This window comes from Calidifontibacter terrae, assembly GCF_054778835.1.
The window spans coordinates 16,782-36,476 of record NZ_BAAGZF010000015.1; the positions used below are offsets into that span (position 1 = coordinate 16,782).

16 protein-coding genes are annotated in these 19,695 nt (G+C 65.9%); 13 read left to right on the forward strand and 3 right to left on the reverse strand.

Annotation, left to right across the window (positions count from 1 at the left end):
* Window positions 1–11: 11 nt before the first annotated feature.
* Both ACYU98_RS14950 and ACYU98_RS14955 read left to right on the forward strand, forming a co-directional pair.
* The gene (locus tag ACYU98_RS14950) at window positions 12–1,133 is read left to right on the forward strand and encodes an aminotransferase class I/II-fold pyridoxal phosphate-dependent enzyme (protein ID WP_460469021.1); all 1,122 of its coding nucleotides are present in this window, start codon (window positions 12–14) and stop codon (window positions 1,131–1,133) included.
* 147 nt (window positions 1,134–1,280) lie between these two features.
* A complete protein-coding gene (locus tag ACYU98_RS14955) occupies window positions 1,281–1,688 on the forward strand; it encodes a hypothetical protein (protein ID WP_460469022.1) in 408 nt (135 codons plus the stop codon).
* 43 nt (window positions 1,689–1,731) lie between these two features.
* Here the strand turns inward: ACYU98_RS14955 and argG are convergent, their stop codons facing one another.
* The gene (gene argG / locus ACYU98_RS14960; RefSeq protein WP_460469023.1) at window positions 1,732–3,153 is read right to left on the reverse strand and encodes an argininosuccinate synthase; all 1,422 of its coding nucleotides are present in this window, start codon (window positions 3,151–3,153) and stop codon (window positions 1,732–1,734) included.
* Window positions 3,154–3,281: 128 nt separating this feature from the next.
* Here argG and ACYU98_RS14965 point away from each other — a divergent pair, with 128 nt between their 5' ends.
* The 4 genes from ACYU98_RS14965 (at window position 3,282) to ACYU98_RS14980 (ending at window position 7,269) form a co-directional block, all read left to right on the forward strand.
* Window positions 3,282–3,659 (forward strand): YchJ family protein, encoded by a 378-nt coding sequence (locus ACYU98_RS14965; RefSeq protein ID WP_460469024.1) that lies wholly within the window; start codon window positions 3,282–3,284, stop codon window positions 3,657–3,659.
* Window positions 3,660–3,879: 220 nt separating this feature from the next.
* Window positions 3,880–5,673, forward strand: a complete 1,794-nt coding sequence (aspS, locus tag ACYU98_RS14970) for an aspartate--tRNA ligase (protein ID WP_460469025.1) — start codon at window positions 3,880–3,882, stop codon at window positions 5,671–5,673.
* 81 nt (window positions 5,674–5,754) lie between these two features.
* A complete protein-coding gene (locus tag ACYU98_RS14975) occupies window positions 5,755–6,654 on the forward strand; it encodes a phosphotransferase family protein (protein WP_460469026.1) in 900 nt (299 codons plus the stop codon).
* Between the two features lie 24 nt (window positions 6,655–6,678).
* Window positions 6,679–7,269 (forward strand): HAD-IA family hydrolase, encoded by a 591-nt coding sequence (locus ACYU98_RS14980; protein WP_460469027.1) that lies wholly within the window; start codon window positions 6,679–6,681, stop codon window positions 7,267–7,269.
* 47 nt (window positions 7,270–7,316) lie between these two features.
* On the opposite strand, the gene ACYU98_RS14985 is transcribed toward ACYU98_RS14980, so the two are convergent.
* Both ACYU98_RS14985 and ACYU98_RS14990 read right to left on the reverse strand, forming a co-directional pair.
* Window positions 7,317–8,120, reverse strand: a complete 804-nt coding sequence (locus ACYU98_RS14985; protein WP_460469028.1) for a thioesterase family protein — start codon at window positions 8,118–8,120, stop codon at window positions 7,317–7,319.
* A gap of 56 nt (window positions 8,121–8,176) precedes the next feature.
* Window positions 8,177–8,926, reverse strand: coding sequence for a GNAT family N-acetyltransferase (locus ACYU98_RS14990; RefSeq protein ID WP_460469029.1), 750 nt, complete (start codon window positions 8,924–8,926; stop codon window positions 8,177–8,179).
* A 19-nt stretch (window positions 8,927–8,945) separates the two neighbouring features.
* Between ACYU98_RS14990 and ACYU98_RS14995 the strand changes: the two genes are divergently transcribed.
* The 7 genes from ACYU98_RS14995 to alaS all read left to right on the forward strand — a co-directional run bounded on the left by ACYU98_RS14995 (window position 8,946) and on the right by alaS (window position 19,688).
* Window positions 8,946–10,304, forward strand: a complete 1,359-nt coding sequence (locus ACYU98_RS14995; protein WP_460469030.1) for a replication-associated recombination protein A — start codon at window positions 8,946–8,948, stop codon at window positions 10,302–10,304.
* Between the two features lie 212 nt (window positions 10,305–10,516).
* Window positions 10,517–11,536, forward strand: coding sequence for an ABC transporter permease (locus ACYU98_RS15000; protein WP_460469031.1), 1,020 nt, complete (start codon window positions 10,517–10,519; stop codon window positions 11,534–11,536).
* An 83-nt stretch (window positions 11,537–11,619) separates the two neighbouring features.
* Window positions 11,620–13,389, forward strand: a complete 1,770-nt coding sequence (locus ACYU98_RS15005; protein WP_460469032.1) for an ABC transporter substrate-binding protein — start codon at window positions 11,620–11,622, stop codon at window positions 13,387–13,389.
* Window positions 13,390–13,509: 120 nt separating this feature from the next.
* A complete protein-coding gene (locus ACYU98_RS15010; protein WP_460469033.1) occupies window positions 13,510–14,499 on the forward strand; it encodes an ABC transporter permease in 990 nt (329 codons plus the stop codon).
* A complete protein-coding gene (locus ACYU98_RS15015; protein WP_460469034.1) occupies window positions 14,496–15,626 on the forward strand; it encodes an ABC transporter ATP-binding protein in 1,131 nt (376 codons plus the stop codon). Before ACYU98_RS15010 ends, ACYU98_RS15015 begins: the two co-directional genes overlap by 4 nt.
* Before the next feature lie 5 nt (window positions 15,627–15,631).
* Window positions 15,632–16,762 carry an ABC transporter ATP-binding protein gene (locus ACYU98_RS15020; protein ID WP_460469035.1) on the forward strand — a complete coding sequence of 377 codons (1,131 nt, stop codon included), beginning with the start codon at window positions 15,632–15,634 and terminating at the stop codon, window positions 16,760–16,762.
* Between the two features lie 217 nt (window positions 16,763–16,979).
* The gene (gene alaS, locus ACYU98_RS15025; RefSeq protein ID WP_460469036.1) at window positions 16,980–19,688 is read left to right on the forward strand and encodes an alanine--tRNA ligase; all 2,709 of its coding nucleotides are present in this window, start codon (window positions 16,980–16,982) and stop codon (window positions 19,686–19,688) included.
* Window positions 19,689–19,695: the final 7 nt, after the last annotated feature.

The following is a 19,695-nucleotide window of genomic DNA, read 5'->3' on the forward strand; positions in this document are numbered from 1 at the left end:
AGCGGGGGAGCGTGCCGCCCTTCCATGTGATGGAACTGCTGGCCGCAGCGACGCGGCGGCAACAGACTCACGGCGACGCGATTCTGCTCTGCGTCGGCCAGCCGTCGACACCCGCGCCGGCACCCGTACGCCGTCGGGTGCGCGAGGCGCTGGAATCGCAGACTCTTGGTTACACGGAGGCGAAGGGCATCAGTGAGCTGCGATCGACGATCGCAGGTCACTACGACCGTTCGTACGGTGTATCGGTAGACCCGGAACAGGTGGTGATCAGCTCCGGTAGCTCGGGCGGCTTCAGCACCCTGTTGATGGCGGCCTTCGACGCTGGGGCAACGATCGCGATGACCCGGCCCGGATATCCCGCCTACCGCAACACGATCCGGGCACTGGGCTTGACAGTGCTCGACCTGGAATGTGGTGTGCAGCAGCGGTTTCAACCCTCGGTGGCGCAGCTTGAGGCGTTGCCGACCAAGCCCGACGGGCTGATCATCGCCAGCCCGGCGAATCCGACCGGAACCATCATCGACCCCCTCGAGCTCGCCGCGATCGCCCGCTGGTGTGAAGCCAACGAGGTGTTGTTGCTCTCCGACGAGATCTACCATGGCATCGCCTTCGGCCGCCCGACCACCAGCGCTTGGAAGACTTCGCGCGAAGCGGTGGTGCTCGGCTCGGTGAGCAAGTTCCACTCGATGACCGGTTGGCGGCTCGGCTGGAACCTGGTGCCCGAATACCTCGTACGCCGGGTCGAACTGCTGCAGGGAAACCTCGCCATCTGCGCGCCGGCGGTGTCGCAGGTCGGCGCCGTCGCCGCCTTCACCGACGAAGCCACCGCAGAACTGACCGGCCACGTCGAGCGTTATGCGCGCAACCGCCAGGTGGTGCTCGACCGGCTGCCGGAGCTCGGCGTGACCTCCTTCGCGCCACCCGATGGAGCTTTCTACGCGTACTGCGACATCGGTCACCTCACCGATGACTCGCAGCAGTGGTGCCTGCAGGTGCTGGACCGTACGGGTGTGGCGTTGGCGCCGGGCATCGACTTCGACCCGATCGACGGGCACCGCTTCATGCGGCTGTCGTTCTGTGGGTCGACCGAGGATCTGCACACCGCTTTCGACCGGCTGGCAACGTTGCTTTGACCGCACCCCGGACTGCAATTCGTCAGGTCCGGGAGTTGGGTTCCCCGGATTTCCGGGCACGTCGATCGACGCGGGAAGTGAACTGCAGTCCTAACTGCTGGCTGTGGAATTCCGCCACCAGCCTGTGGGATGGCTCAGACTCCCGGGATGACTTCGACAGCTGACTCGACCGCCTGGCTCGAGGGCCAGATCTCTCCCCACCAATATGCCGACCTGCTCAACGAGTTCGTCTCCGTGAAGAGCCGAATGCGTCGCTCGATCGGATTGATGATCCTCGACGAGGACGATTACCTGACGCAGCCGATGGTCATCGAGGACGTGCCGTTTCCGGCTCCCGACCCCACTCTCATGTTGCGGCAGCTCGGCGACCTGGTCGAAGAGGACGGCTGCTCTGTGATTGCCGGCTACGCCCGGCCCGGCGGTCCGGAATTGACGCCGGAGGATCTGCGCTGGCAGACCTACCTGGCGGCGTCGTTCCCGGGCCGACTGCTCGGTTGTTATCTCCTCACACCACGGTGCGTGCGGTCATACACCGATTGCTCGGTCGCAGACTGATCAGCGTGCGTCGTCCAGCTGCCGCGATCGGCGGCGGCCCTCGTCAGTCGGTTCCGAGGTCGAACGCCGCGCGGTCCAAGGATTCCTCGTCGGATCCGGAGGCCGTCGGGTTCGAGGAGATCTGTCGCGCACCGCCCGGCTCGAGTTCACCGACGAGGTCGTGTTCGCGCTGCGGCAGCGTTCCCTGCTGGGCATAGAGCTCCAACTTGGAGCGCGTGTCGGCGATGTCCAGGTTCCGCATAGTCAGCTGGCCGATGCGGTCGACCGGACCGAACGCGGCATCCTCGGTGCGTTCCATCGACAGCTTGTCCGGGTGGTAGCTGAAGCCCTCGCCGGTGGTGTTGACGATCGAGTAGTCCTCGCCGCGCCGCAGTCGCAAGGTGACCTCGCCGGTAACGGCCGAGGCAACCCAGCGCAGCAGGCCCTCGCGGAGCATCAGCGACTGCGGGTCGAACCAGCGACCTTCGTACAACAACCGACCCAGCCGGCGACCGTCGTTGTGATACGCAGCGACAGTGTCCTCGTTGTGGACGGCGTTCAGTAGGCGTTCGTACGCAGCGTGCAACAGGGCCATGCCCGGCGCCTCGTAGATGCCGCGGGACTTCGCCTCGATGATCCGGTTCTCGATCTGGTCGCTCATGCCCAGGCCGTGGCGGCCACCGATCACGTTCGCCTGGTGGAACAGCGCAACCTGGTCGCCGGCGAACTCGTCGCCGTTGATCGCAACCGGCATACCGCGTTCGAACCTGATGACGACGTCTTCGGTCTCGATCGCAACCGTGTCGTCCCAGAACGCCACGCCCATGATCGGTTCGACGATCTCCAAGGAAGTGTCGAGGTGCTCAAGCGTCTTGGCCTCGTGAGTGGCGCCGAGGATATTGGCGTCGGTGGAGTAGGCCTTCTCCGCGCTGTCGCGATAGGGAAAGCCGTGTTCGACCAGCCACTCGGACATCTCCTGGCGGCCACCCAGCTGGCTCACGAAATCGGCATCGAGCCACGGCTTGTAGATGCGCAGGCCGGGGTTGGCCAGCAACCCGTAGCGGTAGAACCGCTCAATGTCATTGCCCTTGTACGTCGATCCGTCGCCCCAGATCGAGACGCCGTCCTCGGCCATGGCGCGGACGAGCATCGTGCCGGTCACGGCGCGACCCAACGGCGTGGTGTTGAAGTAGGTTCGGCCGCCAGAGCGGATGTGGAAGGCGCCACAAGCGATCGCGGCCAGACCCTCCTGGACCAGCAGCGGCTTGCAGTCGACCAGCCGGGCCAACTCGGCGCCGTACTGAGTGGCTCTGCCGGGCACCGAGTCGATGTCGTCCTCGTCGTACTGGCCGAGGTCGGCGGTGTAGGTGCACGGGACGGCGCCTCCGGCGCGCATCCAAGCGACAGCACAGGAGGTGTCGAGACCTCCGGAGAAGGCGATGCCGACGCGTTCGCCGACGGGCAGGGAGTTCAGAACCTTGGACACGGGTCCATGGTAGGAGGCGGTCCCGTCGGACGTTGGCGCGGTCCCCGTTCGCCCGGACGGGTGTTTCTCCGGCGGCGGGTGCGCGACGGTCCTGCCCACCTCGCCAGCGTCTGAGCGAGACTGGGGGAGTGACCGACGTTCAGTGCCCCCTCTGCCCGTGTGACTCCCTGCTGCCGTACGACGCCTGTTGCGGCCCGCTGCTGACGACCGAACGCTTGGCGCAGACGGCGGAGGAACTGATGCGCTCGCGCTACACCGCGTACTTCTATGGCAACCGGGAGCATCTGTGGCGCACCTGGCACCCCCGTACGCGCCCGACCGAGGTCACCCTCGACCACGACACCGTCTGGACCGGACTCACCGTCCAGGAGACAGAAGCCGGTGGCCCCGACGACGACGCGGGCATCGTCGAGTTCACCGCGACCTACGAAGGTGGGCAACTGCACGAACGCAGCAGCTTTGCGCGGCGCGGTGGGCGTTGGCTCTACCTCGACGCTGTGCTCTAACATTGGCGACGTTCGCAGTGATGGAGTGACGATCCGTCGGAGCCTCGGCTCGGCTGCGCACCGCGCGTACGGCGTATCGACGAGCGAGGCCGGAGATCTTCCGGCGAAGGTGTGGTGGCACCGCGACTTAGCCCCCGCCCACACCTCCCGGGCTGCCGTTCCGCGAAGGAACCGCAGATCCGCGGTTACCTTTCGTGGACCCGACCCGAAAGGCACGACGATGCTTCGAACCCATCAAGCCGGCACCCTGCGATCCAGCGACGCCGGCTCCACCGTCACCCTCACCGGCTGGGTGGGCCGCCGCCGCGACCACGGCGGTGTGGCCTTCCTGGACCTGCGCGACGCCAGCGGCTTCGTACAGGTGGTGGCTCGTGACGAGGTGTTGACCGGCACCGCCCACGACCTGCGCAACGAATATTGCATCAAGGTCACCGGCACCGTCACCCCGCGCGACTCCAAGGACGTCAACCGGGACCTGCCCACCGGTGAGATCGATGTCGTCGCCGACGAGATCGAGGTGCTGAGCGAGTCCGCCGCATTGCCGTTCCAGATCGACGAGCGGATCACCGTCGGTGAGGAAACTCGACTGAAGTATCGCTACCTCGACCTGCGACGCCCCGCTCAAGGCGGCGCGCTGCGTCTGCGCAGCAAGGTGAACGCCGCGGCCCGCTCGGTGTTGGCCGAGCGTGACTTCGTCGAGATCGAAACCCCGACGCTGACCCGTTCGACCCCTGAGGGCGCGCGCGACTTCCTGGTGCCGGCCCGCCTGGCGCCGGGCAGTTGGTACGCCCTGCCGCAGAGCCCGCAGCTGTTCAAGCAGCTGCTGATGGTCGGCGGCATGGAGCGTTACTTCCAGCTCGCCCGCTGCTATCGCGACGAGGACTTCCGCGCCGACCGGCAGCCGGAGTTCACCCAGCTCGACATCGAGATGAGCTTCGTCGAGCAGGACGACATCATCGAGCTCGGTGAGTCGATCGCCAAGGCGCTGTGGCAGGTCATCGGCGTCGAGCTGCTGACCCCGTTCCCGCGGATGACCTATGCCGACGCGATGGCTCGCTACGGCTCGGACAAGCCGGACCTGCGGTTCGGCAACGAACTCACCGAGTGCACCGACCTGTTCAAGGACACCACCTTCCGGGTGTTCCAGGCGCCGTACGTCGGTGCGGTTGTCATGCCCGGTGGTGCCTCCCAGCCGCGTCGCCAACTCGACGCCTGGCAGGAATGGGCCAAGCAGCGCGGCGCCAAGGGTCTCGCGTACGTCCTGTTCACCGCCGAGGGAGAGCTCACCGGACCGGTGGCCAAGAACCTGACCGACGCCGAGAAGGCGGCGCTGCCGGCGCACGTCGGCGCGCAACCGGGCGACTGCATCTTCTTCGCTGCCGGTGACGTGAAGTCGTCGCGTGCGTTGCTTGGCGCGGCCCGGTTGGAGATCGGCAAGCGTTGCGAGCTGATTGACGAGTCGGCCTGGTCGTTCCTGTGGGTCCTGGACGCTCCGCTGTTCGAGCCGGCCGCTGACGCCGTCGCCTCCGGTGACGTCGCCGTGGGTTCGGGCAAATGGACCGCGGTTCACCACGCGTTCACCATGCCGAAGAAGGAGTTCCTGGACACCTTCGACACCGAGCCCGGTGAGGCGCTCGCCTACGCCTACGACATGGTCTGCAACGGCAACGAAATTGGCGGCGGCTCGATCCGTATTCACCGGCGCGACATCCAGGAGCGGGTGTTCAAGATCATGGGCTTGTCGCAGGAGGAAGCGCAGGAGAAGTTCGGTTTCCTGCTCGAGGCGTTCTCCTTCGGCGCCCCGCCGCACGGCGGAATTGCCTTCGGCTGGGACCGCATCTGCTCTTTGCTGGGTGGATTCGACTCGATCCGTGAGGTGATCGCGTTCCCGAAGTCCGGTGGCGGCTACGACCCGCTGACCGCTGCCCCGGCGCCGATCACGACGCAGCAGCGCAAGGAGGCGGGCGTCGACGCGAAGCCGGCTGCCGCGAAGGACGCCGTCGAGCAGGCGTGAGCCAAGCCTGACCTGAGTGGATGCAGTTCCACGTCGACACCGACGTGGAGCTGCATCCACTGGTGGTTTGTGGGTTAACCGGTGGCAACCGCCGCTGGCGCCTGGCAGGGTGGCCGGATGCTGCCGCGCCGAGACATCGACCCGCGCGCGGTGCTGGCAGACATTGCCCCGTCGTACGCCGACCAGCCGCTGGTTGAGCTGGGTGAGGGTTTCGACAACATCGCGTACGCCGTCGGCGAGAGTTTCGTGGTGCGCATCTCGAAGATCGCCGACCCGTTGCTGCGCTCGCGAACGGCGACGCAGGACATCGCGTTGCTGGACTTCGTGTCGCAGCATTCGAGTCTGGGCACCTCACGGAATCTTGCGGCAGACATCGAACAGGGGGTGCTGTTCGGCACTCTGGTTCCAGGCGCCGGCGCAGACCTTCGGCCGCCCGCTGACCTTGCCGAGTTCGCGGCGACGATGGCGCAGTTCCTAGCTGGGTTGTGGTCGGTTCCGGTCGCAGAGGTTCTCACCGTTGTCGCGGGCCCAACAACGACCGCCAGGCAATGGTTGGTCGAGACAAAGCGATCCTACGAAGCGGTGGCTCACCTGCTTCCGGTGACCGACCGAGGCCAGATCGAAGCCTTCCTGGCCGAACCAATTCTTGCGGCAGATGAGCGAATGTCTTTCAGTCACAACGACCTCGGTGACGAACACGTGATTATTGGCGCTGACGGTCGGGTGAGCGGCATCATCGACTGGAGTGACGCCGTTGCCGGTGACCCCGCGCGTGATCTCGCCTTGTTGATGTTCGACCTCGGTCCGCAGGTGGCCGAGCGGATAGTCGCCGACCTCCCGTCGCCGGAATCGGGTCTGCTGGAACGCGCACGGTGGTGGGGTCTGCGCGCCGGGGTCGAGGGCGTGGCGTGGAGAGCCGCAAATGGCCGGTCGAGCCTGGACGTCACGCTGTGGAAGCTGCGGCGCCTGCTGGCTGGCTGACGCCGTTGCCGTAATGTCGCGGCCGTGATTGAGGCGATTTTGTGGGACTGCGACGGCGTGCTCCAACACCCGAGCCCGGATTGGGAAGACGCGACGGCGCAGTTCGGCGGAACCGACTTCATGTACGACCTCTACATGGCTGAGGTGCCCGCGCTGCGTGGTCAGCAGCCGCTGCGGGTGGTCATCGGGGAGTTGCTGGCGCAGCGATACCCGACCTTTGACCTCGACGACGTCCTCGGGCTATGGGCAATGTTCGAACCCGACGAGGCGGCCTGGCAGGTGGTCGATGACGTGCGAGCCACCGGGCTGAAGTGCGTGTTGGCGACCAACCAGCACGACCTGCGACGGGAGCTGATGGGCCGCAAACTGGGTTATGACCGGCGCGTCGACGGCGCCTACTACTCCTGCGAGGTGCGCGCGATGAAGCCGGACGGGGACTACTTCACTGCGGTGCTCGACGACCTCGGTCTCGAGCCGGAGCAGACGCTCTTCGTCGACGACAACCCGCGCAACGTCGACACCGCAATTGCGTTGGGCCTGAACACCATTCACCACGACCCGCGCAGTGGCGCTGCTGAGTTGCGCCGCGAGCTAGCCCCCCACCTACACCCGTAGTAAAGGAATCTGGTCGTTATAGCGACCAGTTTTCTTCAGCAGCCGTGTCAGTCGGCGAAACGCGCCGACGCGAGTTGGCGAGATTGCGCAACTAACCGGCCGGTTGAGTCCCACAACTGCGCGTCCTCCTCGAGCAACTCACCGGTCACGGTCGAGGTGCTGATTCGCAGCGCCAACCAGCCCGGCGCCGGCTCGGCGCGCACATAACCGGTGAACTCGATCGTCGGGACCCAACCGACCGAGCCGAGGTCGAACGCGACCGGCGGAAACGCGTCAAGAAACGTCAGCAGCGAGATCGCATCGGGCTCGCGTCCGTCGGCGAAGCGAATCCACCCGCGAATCTCACCCGCACCGGAGGGTTTCCCGAGCGCCCATCCGACCGTCGCGGGGTCGAGCCGCATGTCGAAGCGTTTGAGCAGGTCAGCCTTGGTGAGTTCGCTCGGCGGCGCGTCCTGCGCCGACACGCATTGCTCGACCGGAGCGATCTGCGCCATCGGTTCCGTCCGCCGTACCGGGGCAGCGTGGTGGGCGAGATCGCCCAGGGTCAGCAGCGCTCGTACGCGTTCGGCATCGCCTTGGTGAACGCTGACCTGCGCCGTGCTCATCCGCCGGCCCTGCCGCAGGACGGTCGGCGTGACGGTCGCCGGCCCGGCGGCGCCGGGGGAGAGGAAGACCCCGCTGTACGTCAACGGGTGGGGGTGCTGCGGGGTCAGTTGCGCGGTGGCCGCCGCGGACAGCGACATGAGTAGGCCGCCGTTAATCGCCTCGCCGATCGCCCAGTCATCGCTGAGTTGCGCGGTGAATCCACTGTCGGCCGCGGTGAGTTCGAGCGCGTGGTCGTAGTCGGTCATGAGGACATTTCATCAGGACCAGGGGAAGTGGTCGCTATTGCGACCAAAAAGCATTACTACGGACGTAGGGGGCGGGAGGCCCAGGCGTGGGCGGTGCGGTAGCCAAGGCGGTGGTAAAGCCGGCGGGCGACGTCGTTGCCGCTGTACATCCCGAGCGTGCAGACCCCGTCGCTGGCGATCGCTGCCGCCGTCAGGGCAGCCGTCACCGCCGCGCCCAAGCCCTGCCCGCGCGCCCTGGGGTGCGTCACGATGCCGGTCAGGTGCGGCGCTCCGGCGCCCGTACGGTGCAGCGCACCTGCCGCGAGGATCCGCCCCGCGGTGCGCACCCCGAGCCACCGCTCGGTGACGCCCTTTCCCGGCTCAGACTCCGCAGTCGGGTTGCCGATCTCGTTGAGCCGCAACAGTTCCGGCGCATCGCTGGTGTCGTTCAGTTCAACCACCTCGATGCCGGCCGGCAGCGCCGGTGCGGTGGTCGTCCACATCCAGTCCCAATCGCCACCCTGACCAAGGGGGAGCCGGTCCTCCATCAGCGAAAGGTGTTCTTGGTCGACCGATACACCACTGACCTCCGGCCAGCCGTTGGCAAGCAGTGCGTCGACCAGCGCGGCAATGTCGGCGCCCGGGCCGACGAGGTTCAGCTGGGTCATCCGCCGGAATGGACTGCGTCGACGAAAGCCCACCGCGTCGCCGAATTGCCACGCCACCTCGAGCAGGTCGGCCGAACACTCCCACCGGATGTAGGGATCGTTGTCGGTCGTGGCGAGCAACTCGTCGCGGCCATGCAGGGTGCGGAGGTCGTCGGTCACGGCCGATAGCGTGGCAGTTGTGTCCGACGATCTGTTCTCCACCCCCGCTGCGATCGGCGCCGTGGGCGGCAGCCTGCCCCCGCTCGCCGTCCGGATGCGCCCGCGCACCCTCGATGAGGTGCGCGGCCAACAGGACGTGTTGAAAGTCGGCAGTCCGTTGCGCCGGTTGGTCGAAGGCGCCGCCGGAGCTGCCGGGCCCGTCTCGGCGATCCTGTGGGGTCCGCCTGGAACCGGCAAGACCACGCTGGCCCACCTGGTCGCCGGCGCCACGGAGCGCCGGTTCGTCGAACTGTCGGCGATCAGCGCCGGGGTCAAGGATGTGCGCCTGGTGCTTGAACAATCGGTCCGGGAACGATCGCTCTATGGCCGCGACACGGTGCTTTTCCTCGACGAAATCCATCGCTTCACCAAGGCGCAGCAGGACGCCCTGTTGCCTGGGGTCGAGAACCGCACGATCATCCTGGTGGCCGCCACGACCGAGAACCCTTCGTTCTCAGTGATCGCCCCGTTGTTGTCCCGCTCGGTGATGATCACGCTGAAATCGCTGACCGACGACGATGTCCGCGACCTCGTCCGAAGCGCAGTGGAAGACGAGCGCGGCCTCGGCAACGATTTCGAGCTCGACGAGGAAGCCCTCGATCACCTCGTACGAATGGCCGGCGGTGACGCTCGCCGGTCACTGACCGCGCTCGAGGCGGCGGCCGGTGTCGCCCAAGACCGCGCCGGCAGCACACTGCCGGTGACCATCACCGTCGAAGACGCGGCTCAGGCGATGGACGCCGCGGTTGTGCGCTACGACAAGGGTGGCGACCAGCACTACGACGTGGCCTCGGCGTTCATCAAGTCGATGCGCGGCAGCGACGTCGACGCGGCCCTGCATTACCTCGCCCGGATGCTTGAAGCGGGGGAGGACCCGCGGTTCATCGCGCGCCGGATCGTCATCTCCGCCTCGGAGGAGATCGGGATGGCCGACCCCACCGCGCTGCAGACCGCGGTGGCCGCGATGCACGCCGTCGCCCAGATCGGAATGCCCGAAGCGCGACTGATCCTGGGCCAGGCAGTCGTCCACAATTGTCTTGCGCCCAAGTCGAATGCAAGCTATGCCGCGGTCAACGCGGCGATTGCCGACGTCCGTGCGGGGCGCGGTGGGGCAGTGCCGAGCCACCTGCGCGGAACGGGCTATGCAGGGGCTGCCGCGCTCGGTCACGGCGCGGGCTACCGCTACACCCACGATGAGCCGTACGGCGTTGGGCCACAACAATTCCTGCCCGATGACCTACTGGGCGTGGCGGACTACTACCACCCGAGTGACCGCGGGTGGGAATCTTCCCTCGGACAGCGCTGGGAAACCCTGCGGGCCACCATCCGTAACCCGTGAAAGAGCCGTGCGGACACTTGGTAACAATTGTGTGACCGTCGGCCCCCGCCGGGTTGAACTTCAAAAATCCTGTGGCAAGTTGTCTCACGGCGCGGACGCCGGGGAATCATTCGTAGAGCCTCCACAGGAACTCGAGTGGCGTGTCCGCACCGCATCGCGACACCAACAGGTGTCGATCAGGCAACGGACGAAACCGCCACCACGGAGGATCCATGAGCGTCAACCCGCAGACGGTCGCAGAAGCGACTCCCGACCCCTTGCAGGAGATGCCTGCGCCCGGTCGGAGCGGGAAGAGCGGCGCGAGCAAGTCGCCCACCAGGATCGCCTGGGAACGGTTGAAGAAGGACAAGGTCGCCATCGTCTGCGCGTCCATCATCGTGCTCTTCGTCCTCATGGGCATCTTCCAGGACGTCATCACCAACATCGTCGGTGTCGACTCGGCGCCCCACCAGGACCTGCTGAACCCGGACACGACGTTTCCGAACTTCACCGTCAGCGGAGCCCACCCGTTGGGCATCGAACCGCAGACGGGGCGCGATCTCTTCTACCGCTGGGTCCACGGCGCTCGCCCCAGCCTCATCGTTGGCATCGTGGGTGCTATCGCCACTTTGATCGTGGGCGTGACGATGGGCCTGCTGAGCGGTTTCCTGGGTGGGTGGATCGACCGAACGGTGTCCTGGATCATCGACTTCCTGTTGTCCCTGCCGTTCATCCTGATGGCGTTTGCGGTCGTACCGATCACCGTCGCCCGGTTCGGCAACCCGGATGTCAGCGGCTACGTGGAGCCCGGCAAGCAAGCGACGATCCAGTTCATCGCGGTGATCGTCTTGTTGGTCACCTTCGGGTGGCCGGGTCTTGCCCGGTTGATTCGAGGTGAGGTGCTTTCGCTGCGCGAACGTGAATTCGTGCAGGCTGCCCGTGCGTTGGGTGCGCCGACCAACCGCATCGTCTTCAAGGAGATGCTGCCCAATCTGCTGGGCCCGATCATCGTGAACCTGACCGTTCTGATCCCGGGCTACATCGCGACTGAAGCCGGTCTGTCCCTGCTGGGTATCGGGTTGCAGGACCCGATCGTTTCCTGGGGCCAAACCATCTCTGCTTCCACGTCGTACTTCGACACCTACCCCATCTGGTTGTGGGTGCCGGTGCTGAGCATCGCCCTGCTGGTGCTTGCGCTGAGCCTGCTCGGAGACGCCGTCTCCGATGCCTTCAACCCGCAGACCCGCCGATAAAAAACATCGTGACCGGCATACGCGCCGGTCGCCCCCAACACCGCTACGACCAACAGGCTCGTAGGGATCAAGAAGGAGAAACAATGCGCTGGACCAAGGTTGTCGCCCTCGCGGCGGCAGGATCCCTGTCCCTCGCCGCCTGTGGTGGCGGAAGCAAGAGCAGTTCGTCGACCAGTGGCACTGGCGGGGCGGGTAACACCTCCCAGGGCCTCGGCGACCAGTACGAAAAGGTTCCGGCGAGCGCGGCCTTCCAGCCCGACGCCAAGGGTCCGGCTGCCGACGTGTCCGGCGCCAAGAAGGGTGGCACCATCACCCTGAACGTCAACTCGATTCCGGAGTCGACCGACCCGTCGTCGCAGTACTACCAGGACACCGCGGCGATCATGCGCCTGACGACCCGCACCCTGACCACCTACCGGGTGCTCGACGGCAAGTCGGTGCTGGTGCCCGACATGGCCACCGACCTGGGTGAGCAGTCGAAGGACGGCCTGACCTGGAAGTTCACCCTGAAGAAGGGTCTGAAGTACGAAGACGGAACCGCCATCAAGGCCTCCGACATCGCCTACTCGTTCGAGCGTTCGTTCGCCCAGGAAGAGTTGCCGGGCGGTCCGACCTACCAGCTTGAGTACATCAAGGGTGGCGACAAGTACAAGGGTCCCTGGAAGTCGGGCGAGAAGTTCGAGGGTGTCGAGAGTGACGACGCGACCGGCGTCGTGACCTTCCACCTTGCGAAGAAGATGCAGTCCTTCCCCTACTTCGCGGCGTTCACCATGTTTGGTGCAATCCCGAAGGCCAAGGACGACAAGACCAACTACCAGCTGCACTGGGTCTCGAACGGTCCCTACAAGATCAAGCAGTACACCAAGGGCGCCTCGCTGACGCTGGTCAAGAACACCAACTGGGACGCCGCGAGCGACCCGGCGCGTCACCAGTACCCCGACACGTTCCAGTTCAACTTCGGCAAGGACATTCCGACCACTGCCAAGTCGATCATGGCCGACAACGGCACCGACCAGACGACCCTGTCCTACGACGGTGTCGACGCGTCGATCCTGAGCGATGCACTCGGCGCCAAGAAGAACCAGGTCGCCAACGGTCCGTCGCCGTGTGTCTCGTACGTCACGATGGACACCCAGGTGATCCCGCTCGAGGTGCGCAAGGCGATCGCCGTGGCCTACCCGTACAACCAGATCCGGATCGCCGGTGGCTCGACCAAGTTCGACTACACCCCGGCAACCACCCTGGGTGCGCCGCAGGTCCCGGGCTTCACCAAGTACACCGACCCGATGTTCCCGGGCACCGGCAACGGCGACCCGGCCAAGGCCAAGCAGATGCTTGCGGCTGCCGGTAAGTCGAACTTCGAGTTGTCGTACTACTACCGCAACGACGACGCGACCGCCAAGAAGGTCGAGGCTGTGCGTGGTCCGCTGCTTCAGGCTGCTGGCTTCAAGGTGAAGGCGATTGGTGTCAGTGGCACCGAGCTGCGCAAGAAGCGCCGTGAGACGACCCACAACGTCAACCTCTACCAGGGCGTCAGCGGTTGGTGCTACGACTGGCCGGCCGGTGACTCGATCTACCCGCCGCTGTTCAGCAGCACCAACCCGATCAACGGTGGTGTCGGTAACCTGAAGGACACCGGCCTCGACAAGGAGATGTCCGACATCGCGGCCCTCCCGATTGAGCAGCAGGGCCCGAAGTGGACCGCGCTGGACAAGAAGATCCTGACCACGATGCTCCCGGCGATCCCGACGTCCTACTCCAAGGGCGCCACGATCTTCGGCACCAAGGTGCACAACGTGCTCATCGACCCCAACGCCGGCATGCCTGACCTGCCGTCGCTCTGGGTCGGCTGATCACCGAAGCTACCCAACGGGTGGGGGTGCCGGCAGCTTGCTGCCGGTGCCCCCACCCACCGTGTGCATCACCGCGGCCGCGTCTGACGACGTGACCGATCGAACGAGGAGCCTACGTACGTGCTGATCTACATCTTGCGCCGTTTGGCCTTGGGACTCAGCGTGATCCTGGCGGCGATCATCGCCACCTTCGCGCTGTTCTACTTGGGCCCGAACGACCCGGCCGGAGCGTTGTGTGGTCGCAACTGCACCCCCGACCGCATCGTTCAGATCGAACACAATCTGGGGCTGGACAAGCCCAAGACACAGCAGTTCGAGCGTTACCTCAAGGGCATTGTGGTCGGCACCGACTCCAAGACCGATGACGGCGCGCAGGACTGCTCCGCACCGTGCCTGGGATGGTCGTACGTGCAGAACCGGCCGGTGACCGACGAGGTGTTGCAGGCGTTCCCGGTGACCGTCTCGATCGTCGCGGGTGGCATGGTCGTCTACAGCATCCTCGGGATCGGGATCGGGGTGTTGTGCGCGAGATTCCGCGGGCAATGGCTCGATAAAATCATCGTCGGTGGCTCGCAGGGCGCTTCCGCGGTGCCCTACTACGTGCTCGCGACGATCTTCTTCTTGTACGTCATGAAGTTCTGGGGGCTCATCCCAGTCAGCACCTACACCTCGATCATCGACAACCCGTGGGCATGGTTCACCGGGCTGTTGGGTGTGTGGCTGTTCTATGGCGCTTATGTCTCGACCGGGTACATCCGCTATGTGCGCGCGTCGATGATCGACACCCAAAACCAGGACTACGTCCGAACCGCCCGCAGCAAGGGCATCTCCGAGTTCGATATCACCATCAAGCACGCGCTGCGCGCTGCCATCGCGCCCTTCCTGACCCTTGTCGGGATGGGTGTCGCCATCGAGCTGACTGGCGCGATCTTCACCGAGACCATCTTCGGACTGCCCGGGATGGGCCTGCTCGGCTTCCGTTCGTCGCAGACCGGTGACCTTCCCACTATCTCGGGTGTGGTTATCGTCGGTTCGATACTTATCGTCCTCGCCAACCTCCTCGTCGACCTGCTCTACGGAATTGTGGACCCCCGCGTGAAGCTGTCATGACCGACAACCTCAATCTGAACAACACGGCTGAACCCGCCTCCGGCTCGACCGCGGTCCCGACCGGGGCGATGCGCGGTCGCGGTGACCGGCAGCGCAGCGGCGAGGTCGTACTGAAGGTCGAAGACCTCTCGGTGCAGTTCCCGACCGCCGACGGACTGGTCAAAGCGGTGTCGGGCTTGTCCTACACGGTGGAACAAGGTCGCACCCTGGCTATCGTCGGGGAGTCGGGCTCGGGCAAGAGCGTGTCGAGCATGGCCGTCATGGGTTTGCACGACACTCGCCGCACGCGAATCTCCGGATCGATCATGCTCGACGGACAGGAACTGGTTGGCGCGTCGCTGTCCACCTTCCGCAAGGTGCGCAGCGAGACAGCCGCGATGATTTTCCAGGATCCGCAGAGCAGCTTCCACCCGTTCAAGAAGATCGGGCCGCAGCTCTCCGAGGCCTACCTGGCCCACCACAAGGTGAGCAAGCGCGTCGCGCACAAGCGTGCGGTCGAGATGCTCGAACGTGTCGGCATCCCGAACCCGGATCGTCGGGCCAAGCAGTATCCGCACGAGTTCTCCGGCGGTATGCGCCAGCGCGCCATGATCGCGCTCGGCTTGATCAACGACCCGAAGCTGCTGATCGCCGATGAGCCGACCACCGCGCTCGACGTGACGGTGCAGGCGCAGATCCTCGATCTGATGAACGACCTGCAGAAGGAGTTCGGCTCGGCGATCATCATGATCACCCACGACCTCGCGGTCGTGGCCGAGGTCTCCGACGACGTGCTGGTCATGTACGGCGGTCGCGGCGTGGAGTTCGGCACCACCAAGGAGGTGCTCGCTACTCCGCGGCACCCCTACACCTGGGGCTTGTTGAGCTCGGTGCCGTCGCTGACGTCCGACCCGAAGGAACCGCTGCAGCCGGTGCGCGGCAACCCGCCGAGCCTGCTCAACCTGCCTCCGGGCTGTTCCTTCAACCCGCGGTGCGACTACGCCTCCCGGGTGCCGGGGAACAAGTGCACGACTGTGTTGCCGGAGTTCGAGCCGGTGCCGGGTGAACCGGGCCGCCGTAGCCGTTGCCACCTGGCCGAGCCCGCCGAAATCTTCGCGGACGAAATCGCTCCGCGGCTGGGAGTGTGACCGAGATGGCTGACCTCGACAAGAGCAGCAGCAACGAAAAGCCCTACGACGACGCGTCCCTCAGTAAGGCCGCACAGGCCGACCCCGTGCTGCACGATCGCAAAGCGACCGCGGGTCGGGAGCCGTTGCTGGTCGTCAGAGACCTTGTGAAGCACTACCCGGTGAAGGAATACTCCGGTATCTTCCCGACGACCCTGCAGGTGCGCGCGGTCGACGGCGTCTCGTTCGATCTGGCCGCGGGGGAGACCCTCGGCCTAGTGGGGGAGTCCGGCTGTGGCAAGACCACCACCGGTCGTCTGATCACCCGGCTGATCGAGCCGACCTCGGGAACCATCGAGTTCCAGGGGCAGGACATCTCGCACATGAAGGAGCGGCAGTTGCGTCCGCTTCGGCGCGACATCCAGCTGATCTTCCAGGACCCGTACGGTTCTTTGAACCCGCGCTTCACGGTCGAGCAGATCATCGGCACCGCGCTGCAGTTGCACGACATGGTGCCGAAGAACAAGACGAAGGCTCGCGTCGAGGAACTGCTCGAACTGGTCGGTCTGAACCCGGAGCACATCAACCGCTACCCGAACGAGTTCTCGGGTGGGCAGCGGCAGCGCATCGGCATTGCTCGCGCGCTGGCGGTGGAGCCGAAGGTCATTGTGGCCGACGAGCCGGTCTCCGCGCTCGACGTCTCGATCCAGGCGCAGGTCATGAACCTGATGAGCAAGCTGCGCGCCGAACTGAACATCGCGTTCGTGTTCATCGCCCACGACCTTGGGGTGGTGCGCCACTTCTGTGACCGCGTCGCCGTGATGTACCTCGGCAAGGTGATGGAACTGGGCGACCGCGAGGAGATCTACGGTCGGCCGGAACACCCGTACACCCAGGCGTTGCTGTCTGCGGCTCCCGACCTGGATGTCGTACGCGGGCACGTTCCGGAGGAGCGGATCCGGTTGAACGGTGACGTTCCCAGCCCGATCGACCCGCCGAGCGGCTGCCGGTTCCGTACCCGCTGCTGGAAGGCCAAGGAGATCTGCGCGACTCAGGAGCCGCCGCTCGAAGGCGGGGGCAACCTGTTCGGTCACGGGATCGCCTGCCATTTCCCTGAGCCGAAGACCTCGTTGACCGCGGAGACACCGGTCGGCTGAAGAACTGCGGCGACGGTTGTCATCCCCGGCCGATAGGCTGGCCCGATGATGACCGGAATCTCACCGTGGCCGATGGCCGCACAGGCGGGGTCGACCGGTTCCCGGGAAGCGCGAGCTACCTAGGGCCGAATCGGCCCCGCCTCGTCATGCCCACCGCCGGCAACGCCGATGGGCGTGTGTCCGCTCCCGAATGTTTTGTAACCCCAAAGGAATTCGCATGGATACCGCCGAGATCCGGCGCCGCTGGCTGACCTACTTCGAGCAAAACGGCCACGCCGTCGTTCCCAGCGCCCCCTTGATCTACGACGACCCGAACCTGCTGTTCGTCAACGCTGGCATGGTGCCGATGAAGCCCTACATGCTCGGTCAGCAGAGCCCGCCGTGGCCGCGGGCGACGAGCGTTCAGAAGTGCGTGCGCACCGGCGACATCGAAGAGGTCGGCAAGACCTCCCGCCACGGCACCTTCTTCCAGATGAACGGCAACTTCAGCTTCGGCGACTACTTCAAGCAGCAGGCGATCGAACTCGCCTGGGGCCTGGTGACCACGCCGCAGGCGCAGGGTGGCTATGGCCTCGACGCCGACCGGATCTGGCCGACCGTCTACGAAGACGACGACGAAGCGTGGGACATCTGGACCCGCATCATCGGTGTGTCGCCGGACCGGCTGACCCGCCGCGACAAGGCCGACAACTACTGGCATATGGGCGTTCCCGGCCCCGGCGGGCCCTGCTCGGAGTTGTTCTACGACCGTGGCGCGGAATACGGCGCCGACGGTGGCCCGGCGGTCGACGAGGACCGCTTCATGGAGTTCTGGAATCTGGTCTTCATGCAGGACGACCTGAGCGCTGTGCGCAGCAAGACCGATTTCGACATCGCGGGTCCGCTGCCGGCAAAGAACATCGACACGGGCATGGGCTTGGAGCGCATGGCGACGCTGCTGCAGGGCAAGGACAACCTCTACGAGATCGACGAGGTTTTCCCGGTGTTGGCCAAGGCGGCCGAGATGACCGGCAAGGACTACGGCGCCAAGTCGGGTCACGCAGCGGGCCAGTCCCATCCTGACGACGTCCACCTGCGCGTCGTTGCTGACCACGTACGTTCCTCGTTGATGCTGATCGGTGACGGAGTCACCCCCGGCAACGAGGGTCGCGGTTATGTATTGCGCCGGATGCTGCGCCGTGCTGTGCGCGCGATGCGGTTGCTCGGCTATGCCGACCCTGCGCTGCCCGAGCTGCTTCCGGTTTCGATGGAGCGGATGAAGGCGAGCTATCCGGAGCTGGCTACCGACTTCGCGCGGATCAGTCAGATCGCTTATGGCGAGGAGGACGCGTTCGCGCGCACCCTCGGCCAGGGCACGATCATTCTCGACACCGCGGTCACCAAGGCCAAGCAGACCGCGGCCTCGACCGGTGGCGGCGCGCCGCAGTTGGCCGGCGAGCAGGCGTTCGCGCTGCACGATACCTACGGCTTCCCGATCGACCTGACCCTGGAAATGGCGGCCGAGCATGGAGTCCAGGTCGACGAACCTGGTTTCCGTCGCCTCATGCAGGAGCAGCGTGACCGGGCGAAGGCCGATGCGAAGTCGAAGAAGAGCGGCCACGCCGACACACACGTGTGGCGCGAGCTGCGCGATCTGGGCGCCACCGACTGGCTCGCTTACCAGGGCCTGAACACCGAAGCGGCCGTGCGCGGCATCGTCGTTGACGGCGTACGGGTGCAGGAGTTGCAGCCGGGTCAGACCGGTCAGGTCATCCTGGACCGCACCACGTTCTATGCCGAGTCCGGTGGCCAGGTTGCCGACTCCGGCGTGATCGTCGGGCCGTCGGGGGAGGTCGTCGTCCGCGACGTACAGCGCCCGGTGAAGGGTCTTGTCGCCCACACCGTCGAGGCCACCGAAAGCGGCCTCGCGGTCGGCGATGCGGTCGAGACCAAGGTCGATGCCGACTGGCGGCTGTCTGCGTGTCAGGCACACTCGGGCACCCACGTGATCCACGCCGCCCTGCGGCAGGTGCTCGGTTCGTCGGCGCTGCAGTCGGGCTCGTACAACAAGCCCGGCTACCTGCGGCTCGACTTCGCGTGGAACTCCGCGCTGTCGCCCGAGACCCGCAGCGAAATCGAGGAAGTGGCCAACCTCGCGGTGCGCCAGGACCTGCCGGTGTCGGCCCAATACATGACCCTGCCGCAGGCCCGCGAATGGGGCGCCCTCGCCCTGTTCGGTGAGACCTACGACGAACAGGTCCGGGTCGTCGAGATCGGCGGACCGTGGTCGCGCGAACTGTGTGGTGGCACCCACGTGGCCCACTCCTCGCAAGTCGGCGCCCTCACCCTGACCGGTGAGTCCAGTGTCGGATCGGGCGTACGCCGCGTGGAAGCCTTCGTCGGCATCGAAGCATTGCGCTACCTCGCCAAGGAGCGTGCCCTGGTGGCGCAGCTGTCCGGGCTGGTCAACGTGCCCGCGGCCGAGCTGCCGGGCCGAGTCGAGGACCTCCTCGGCCGGGTGAAGGAAGCCGAGCGCGAGATCCAACGACTCCAGTTGGTCCAGGCTCAAGCGGGCGCGGCCTCCCTGCTGCAGCAGGCGAGTGTGATCGGCGGTGTGAAGGTGTTGACCCATCACGCCGGTGAGCTGCCGGCTGACCAGGTGCGTTCCTTGGTGCTGTCGCTGCGCGATCAGGTCGGCGACGCGCCGGCTGCGGTCGCCGTGACCGGCTCCGCTGCGGGCCGTCCGGTCATCGTCGTGGCCACCAACGCCGGTGCTCGTGACCGTGGTGTTCAGGCCGGTGCGCTGGTCAAGACCGCGGCCGGGGTTCTCGGTGGCGGTGGCGGCGGCAAGCCGGATGTCGCCCAAGGCGGCGGCACCGACGTGACCAAAGTCGAGGATGCGCTGAAGGCCGTCGAAGCCGCCGTACGGCAGACGGTAGGCGACTGAGTCGTAT